We start from the raw sequence: 5,963 nt of genomic DNA on the forward strand, positions 1-5,963 counted from the left end.
TCTTCCGAGAGACCCACAGTACCGATTTCCGGTTGTGAGAAGACCGCCGTCGCGATCGTCTCGTGGTCGGGTGCGGTCGGGTTGTCCTTGAAGGCCGTCTCGATGAAGCACATCGCTTCGTGGATCGCCACCGGTGTCAGCTGCACGCGGTTGGTGACGTCGCCGATTGCCCAGACATTGTCGATGTTGGTGCGCGAATACGCGTCGACCTTGATCGCGCCGGCGGCGGTCATCTCGATGCCGATGCCTTCCAGGCCCATATTCTCGGTGTTGGGGATGCGCCCGATGGCCAGCATGACCTGGTCCACCGTCAGCGTCTGGCCGCTGGTGAGAACGGCGTCGAGCCGGCCGTCCGGCCGTTTGCTCACCCGCTYGCTCACCGAATGGCAGAGTATCTTGATCCCCTTCTTTTCCATCGTCTCGTGCAGCGTGCGGCGCAAGTCCATGTCGAAGCGGCTGAGGATCTCCTTGCCGCGATAGACCAGCGTGGTGTCGACGCCGAGGCCGTGGAAGATGTTGGCGAACTCGACCGCGATATAGCCGCCGCCCTCGATCATGATCGCCTTCGGCAGCTCCTTGAGGTCGAAAGCCTCGTTGGAGAAGATGCAGTGTTCATGCCCGGGCAGCGCTGGATGCGCCGCCGGCCGGCCGCCGGTGGCAACCAGGATCTGATCGGCGGTGACGGTGCGGTCCTCGCCCAGAAGATGGATCACGTGCGGGTCGACGATCATCGCCCGCGAATGGAAGGTCTCGCCGCCGGAGCCCTCGACATTCTTCTTGTAGATCGCCTCCAGCCGGCTGATCTCGCGATCCTTGTTGGCGACCAGTGTGCGCCAGTCGAAACTGGCTTCCGGCACCGTCCAGCCATAGCCGGCGGCGTCGGCGAAATGCTCCGGAAATTGCGAGGCGTAGACATAGAGCTTCTTCGGCACGCAGCCCCTGATAACGCAGGTGCCGCCAAAACGGTATTCCTCGGCGATGCCGACGCGCTTGCCGAGTGCCGCGGCAACGCGCGCCGCCCTCACCCCGCCCGAGCCGCCGCCGATGACGAAGAGATCGTAGTCGTAAGCGGTCATGATGGGACTCCTGCGGAGGGAAAGTTCAAGCCAGAGGTAGGATGCGAAGCGCCAAAAGAAAAGCCCGGACAAAGCCGGGCTTTCTGGTCCAGAGGCGGCTATGCCGCCCGAAAAATGAAATCAGTTCTGCGTGCCGTCGGCGGGAGCCGAGCCGTCGGCGGGTGCGGCACCATCGGCCGGAGCCGCGCCATCTGCCGGAGCCGCATTGTCGGCCGGAGCGGCGCCATCAGCGGGCGCAACCGGAGCCGGAGCCGCAGCCTTGGCGGCCGCCGCAAGCGTCTCGCCGACCTGCTGTGCGAGATCGCGGGCGACGCCGTTTTGCCAGATGTCGGCTGCCTTGACCAAATCACGCGTCACGGTCGGACCGCTGTCGAGCAGCTTCTTGCCGGARTCGGARCTGTAGAAGGCSGCGATGTCGKTGAGTTCCTTTTCGGAAAACACCTTSGCATAGGCRAGGGCTGCTTCCTTCTCGAGATCGGCGCGGCGCGCGGCCATCGCCATCGCCTTCTCGTTGATCGTCTTGCCGATCAGCTCCTGCATGTCCGGGTTCTTCTGGATGAGCTGCGATTCGAGCGCGGCTGCCGCCTGCGGCAGGATGCTGTCGAACGGGTCGGTCGCATGGATCGCCGCGACCGCAGCGCGTGCGGCCTTCAGGTGCGAATCGGTGACATCCTGCGAAAACGCTGGCGACGACAAGGCGAAAACGGCCGAAGCCGCCAGAACGACACAAAGGCCGCGAACCCGGTTATGCAACATCATGATCGGTAGAACTCCCTGGTTTTCGGGCGGCATGGACGGTTTGGATACCGTCGCCGCCGGCGATGATGGCCGCTGACGCCAGCCCGATGAAAAGACCATGCTCGACCACGCCCGGAATGGCATGGAGAGCATTCGAAAGCGCTCTTGTATCCGGAATGCGGCCAAAAGATGCATCGAGGATAAAATGGCCGCCGTCTGTAACAAAAGCCTGGCCTCCCGTCATCCTCAATGTAATCGGACCGGAAAGGCCGAGTTTTGCAGCCGCCTTGGCTATCGCGATCTCGGTGGCGCGCAGGCCGAACTGGTTGACTTCGATCGGCAGCGGAAACCGGCCGAGCGTCTCGACCATCTTCGACCGGTCGGCAATGACGATCATGCGTTGCGAGGCCGCGGCCACGATCTTTTCGCGCAGCAGCGCGCCGCCGCCGCCCTTGATCAGGGTCAGTTCCGGGTCGACCTCATCGGCGCCGTCGACGGTGAGATCGAGTTCGGGCGTTTGCTCCAATGTCGACAATGGCACGCCAAGCTCTCGGCAAAGTGCGGCCGTGCGCTCCGACGTCGGCACACCAATCACTGTCATGCCGGTGGCGACCTTGTCGGCGAGCAGCCGTACGAACTCTTCCGCCGTGGTGCCGGTGCCGATGCCGAGCCGCATGCCGTCTCTGACATGGGCAAGGGCGGCCCGCGCGGCCTCGACCTTCAACTGTCTTGCATCCATGCCGCTTGCTGCCCCGGGAAACTGGTGTTCGGGCTCCTAGCATTTTTGCCGGCGGGGTCAAAGCCCTTGGACGCCTGTCCACCGGTCTGCTTGCCTTGACGCGCCGCAGCCGCTATCGCCTGCCGATGCACAAACCTGCGCAGGATGGATCATGACCCGCCCGATCATCGTGTTCGACCTCGACGGAACGCTTGTTGACACGGCGCCGGACCTGCTCGACAGCCTCAACCACAGCCTGGCCGCCAGTGAACTCCAGGCCGTCGACGAGGCCGGCTTCAAGCGCTTCGTCGGCCATGGCGGCCGGGTGATGATAGAGCGGGCGCACGCCGCCCAGCAGCGCTCGCTTGACGTCGCCGAGCATGACCGGCTGCTACAGCTGTTCCTCGATCATTATACCGACAACATTCCCGGCAAATCCCGCCCCTACCCCGGTGTCATCGAGGCGATCGCGCGTTTTGAGAAGGCGGGCTATCTCCTGGCCATCTGCACCAACAAATACGAGGCCAACTCGCTGGCACTGATCGAAGCGCTTGGCCTGACCAAGCATTTCGCGGCAATCGCCGGCCAGGACACCTTCGCCTTCCGCAAGCCCGATCCACGCCACCTGACCGAGACCATCAAACTGGCCGGCGGCGATCCGCACCGCGCTTTGATGGTCGGCGATTCGCAAACCGACATCGACACCGCCAAGGCCGCCGGCATCCCCGTCGTCGCGGTCGATTTTGGTTACACCGACCGCCATGTCCGCGAATTCGAACCCTCGGCGGTGATTTCGCACTTCGATGCGTTGACRCTGGACCTGGCGGAAAAGCTGATCAAGGCTGCGGGACACTGATCGGATGCGGCCGGCGTCGCGCCGGAAACAGACTCGAAAGTGCGGCAGTCCGATCCTCGGAAGAACGCCAGACAGCGCCTTGACTTAACCGGCCGGCCTCCCTTATATCGCGGCTCGCTTGGCCTTCGGGCAACGAGCGGGCGATTAGCTCAGCGGGAGAGCACACCCTTCACACGGGTGGGGTCGCAGGTTCAATCCCTGCATCGCCCACCAAATCTCTCAACAAAACCAAGACGTTACAGCAATATAGGCGAAAGATTGCGATCCGCTCTGGCCTGGGTCGTCACCGGGTCGTCACCGGGTGTGCCTGCAGCCGGCTATTTTGAGTCGGCAGTCCCACTGCTGCGTTTGGGTCTGCGACGATCTGAAATGGATTTCGCTTTTTGTACGAAATAGAGCCAACCATAATTGTCGGTCAGCTTCGCCTGATGCCGCAGCTCCAAGATCTCACCAATCAGCGACAATGGATTTGGGAAGGGGCCAGTCGGAATCTGCCCGATAAGCAGGCTGATAATGGACTTGCTGACACTTGGCTTAACCTGCTTCGATAGCTCCTCCAGCGTTCTGAGGTAATGCTCGCCGAGGACCATTTTTTCGTCTGACCAAGGGCTGAGYCCTGATACAAGCCGAGTCATCTCCGCTCTGAAGGCTGATATATGTGGGTCCCGCCGTAACTCAATGATCTCGTCCCAACTGAACTCACTGAAGTCGGGAAACGAACTCGTCTCCTGTGACCGGCCAAGCAAAATTGTAAGTTCTTCAGTCTGTTGCTCCGGGCGTCTATGATCGTTTTCTATCTCCAACAAGGTAGCGTGAGCTTCTGAAAAGACTCCCATGATTGACGGATCATACCTTCGAACCTCCGCCAGCAGAGCTGCGTCTTGAGCGACAATCTGAGGGATGTTCGACCACGTGTTGCCAATTCGCCCGGCTTCAACTTCCTCCTCGGTGACACCGTATGTACGCGAGACGATTGTCCGTGTGACGCTTAAGGAGTGCTTCGATTCAGCCAAGCGTCGAGAGTATTCAGACGCTCGAAAAGGATTGAAATCGGAAAAGCTGGCAGACAGCTCGCGCACGTCTGGGAAGAGCGATACGAACGAGTGATTGGTGGCGAGCTGCGACGCCACATCTCTGTCCATGGACGCCCAAGAAGCAGCGAGCTCGGCATTGGTGAAGTTCAAGCTATCACCCAGCCCGCCGTAAAGCCCAGAGTGAAAAAATACGTATTCGTGCAATACAGCTGCATTCTTGAGCAAAGACGAAGGAGCGACCCCACATTTTCCCGCAATATCAATGCCTATATTCGTAAGAAGCCCGTTCATCATATTCCCCCGCCAACGCCACTTGCCGCTTTACAATTTGTCAGTGACAGCGCCGCACATGCCCAAATCGAAAGGCCGGTTTCGTTTCGCCCGCACGCACCTTCGCAGTGCGCCCCATCGGTTGGCGTGGCACCTCAAAATCTAAAGACGGTACTCGAAGGCGAGCGCATTCAATCGATCTTCCTCGACTTGCCAAGGCGAGAAAGCGGTCAACTCACCACCTCTCGGGCTGGTTTCTCCTTCCAACAGCTGTATCCCATGCACCACCAGCAGGGCGTTGCGCGGATGGCAGGTTCGATGGAGTGTTACTTCATTGCGGGTAAGAAGCACGCTGATCAATCCTCCTGTGGTTCCCTTGACTTCAATCGCCCAATCTTCGCCACCACGTTGCGCGCGGAAATCACAGCTGTCAGTAGCCGACACGTTTTTGTACGTGAAGCCTTCGTCCTTCAGCCATCGCTCAGCAAATTTCATAGCGTGGAGTTCGACGAGCTTTCGCATCGGAGCGCTCATGCGTCCCTGACCCTTAGGTCGCTCCTTAAGCGGCGAGGACGTCCTTTCGAGCTCATCATAGAGCCCCAGCATTTCGGCGCTTATGCTGCCAGGGGCAATGCCAGACTCCTGTGCCTCGTAGAGCTTGGCCAACGGTCCCATAAAGCGCACGAGGTCGGCGAACAGGATATCTTCGGTCGGGATGCGTCCTTTCGGATAGAACTTGGAGGCAACAGTTGTTCGCTCATAGCCGCGTGCAAGGTCGAACGCGCCAAGGTCGACACCGAGGCGGATACCAGAATCCGCCGCAAACTCAGACCCAAGGACGCTGGCAGCCCAACGCATAAGCTCGGCAACCTCGGCGTCGCTCCGATTTACGAAGCCTGTTCCAACGATTTGCGTCGAGCCATGGCTCAAGCAAAGAGACGCACCCGACCCGTCGGGATGGAAGAGATAAACTACGTACCAGCCACCGGTAGCAGAGGGCGACCGAGATTCCGAGAACCAACGTACCCATGGAATGCGAGACATTTGGCCTTGATTGTCCTTACCCTCTGATCTGGCGTCTGTGCCGTACTTGCCGAGTGCTGCTCTGAGCACGTTACTGCGGGACGCCAACTCTGCCGGGAGAGCCCTCCGAATAAGAACACCGCGCCGGTCCATATCCGGCGTCTTACTCGCGCTGTAGTTTGCCTGCAGCGACACTATTTCTTGAATTGTCTCTCGCATCAATTTTTCCAAACCGCTTGCTCGCCTAC

The 5,963-nt window shown here is 60.2% G+C and carries 6 protein-coding genes and 1 tRNA gene; 2 read left to right on the forward strand and 5 right to left on the reverse strand.

The window, feature by feature from the left end:
- The 3 genes from gorA to rpiA form a co-directional block, all read right to left on the reverse strand.
- The coding region (gene gorA, locus AC1DX0_RS29510; RefSeq protein ID WP_477357951.1) for a glutathione-disulfide reductase at positions 1-1,076 on the reverse strand (1,076 nt) is incomplete at its 3' end.
- Positions 1,077-1,196: 120 nt separating this feature from the next.
- Positions 1,197-1,835, reverse strand: a complete 639-nt coding sequence (locus AC1DX0_RS29515) for a DUF2059 domain-containing protein (protein WP_477357954.1) — start codon at positions 1,833-1,835, stop codon at positions 1,197-1,199.
- Entirely contained in the window at positions 1,822-2,553 is a 732-nt protein-coding gene (gene rpiA / locus AC1DX0_RS29520) for a ribose-5-phosphate isomerase RpiA (protein ID WP_477220565.1), read from the reverse strand. The genes AC1DX0_RS29515 and rpiA overlap by 14 nt, the downstream gene beginning before the upstream one ends.
- 151 nt (positions 2,554-2,704) lie before the next feature.
- Between rpiA and AC1DX0_RS29525 the strand changes: the two genes are divergently transcribed.
- Complete coding sequence (locus AC1DX0_RS29525) at positions 2,705-3,388, forward strand: phosphoglycolate phosphatase (RefSeq protein WP_477220564.1); 684 nt, start codon at positions 2,705-2,707, stop codon at positions 3,386-3,388.
- A 138-nt stretch (positions 3,389-3,526) separates the two neighbouring features.
- Positions 3,527-3,601: transfer RNA gene (locus AC1DX0_RS29530), tRNA-Val, on the forward strand.
- A gap of 104 nt (positions 3,602-3,705) precedes the next feature.
- Here AC1DX0_RS29530 and AC1DX0_RS29535 read toward each other — a convergent pair.
- Complete coding sequence (locus AC1DX0_RS29535; RefSeq protein ID WP_477220563.1) at positions 3,706-4,713, reverse strand: hypothetical protein; 1,008 nt, start codon at positions 4,711-4,713, stop codon at positions 3,706-3,708.
- Between the two features lie 141 nt (positions 4,714-4,854).
- A partial coding sequence (locus AC1DX0_RS29540) for an MrcB family domain-containing protein (protein WP_477357957.1) occupies positions 4,855-5,963 on the reverse strand: 1,109 nt, incomplete at its 5' end.

Source organism: Mesorhizobium sp. P3_A9 (genome assembly GCF_056402975.1).

Bases quoted from the DNA above. Each gene is read 5' to 3' on its own strand.
- rpiA (WP_477220565.1), bottom strand. From the start codon at position 2,553: ATGGATGCAAGACAGTTGAAGGTCGAGGCCGCGCGGGCCGCCCTTGCC.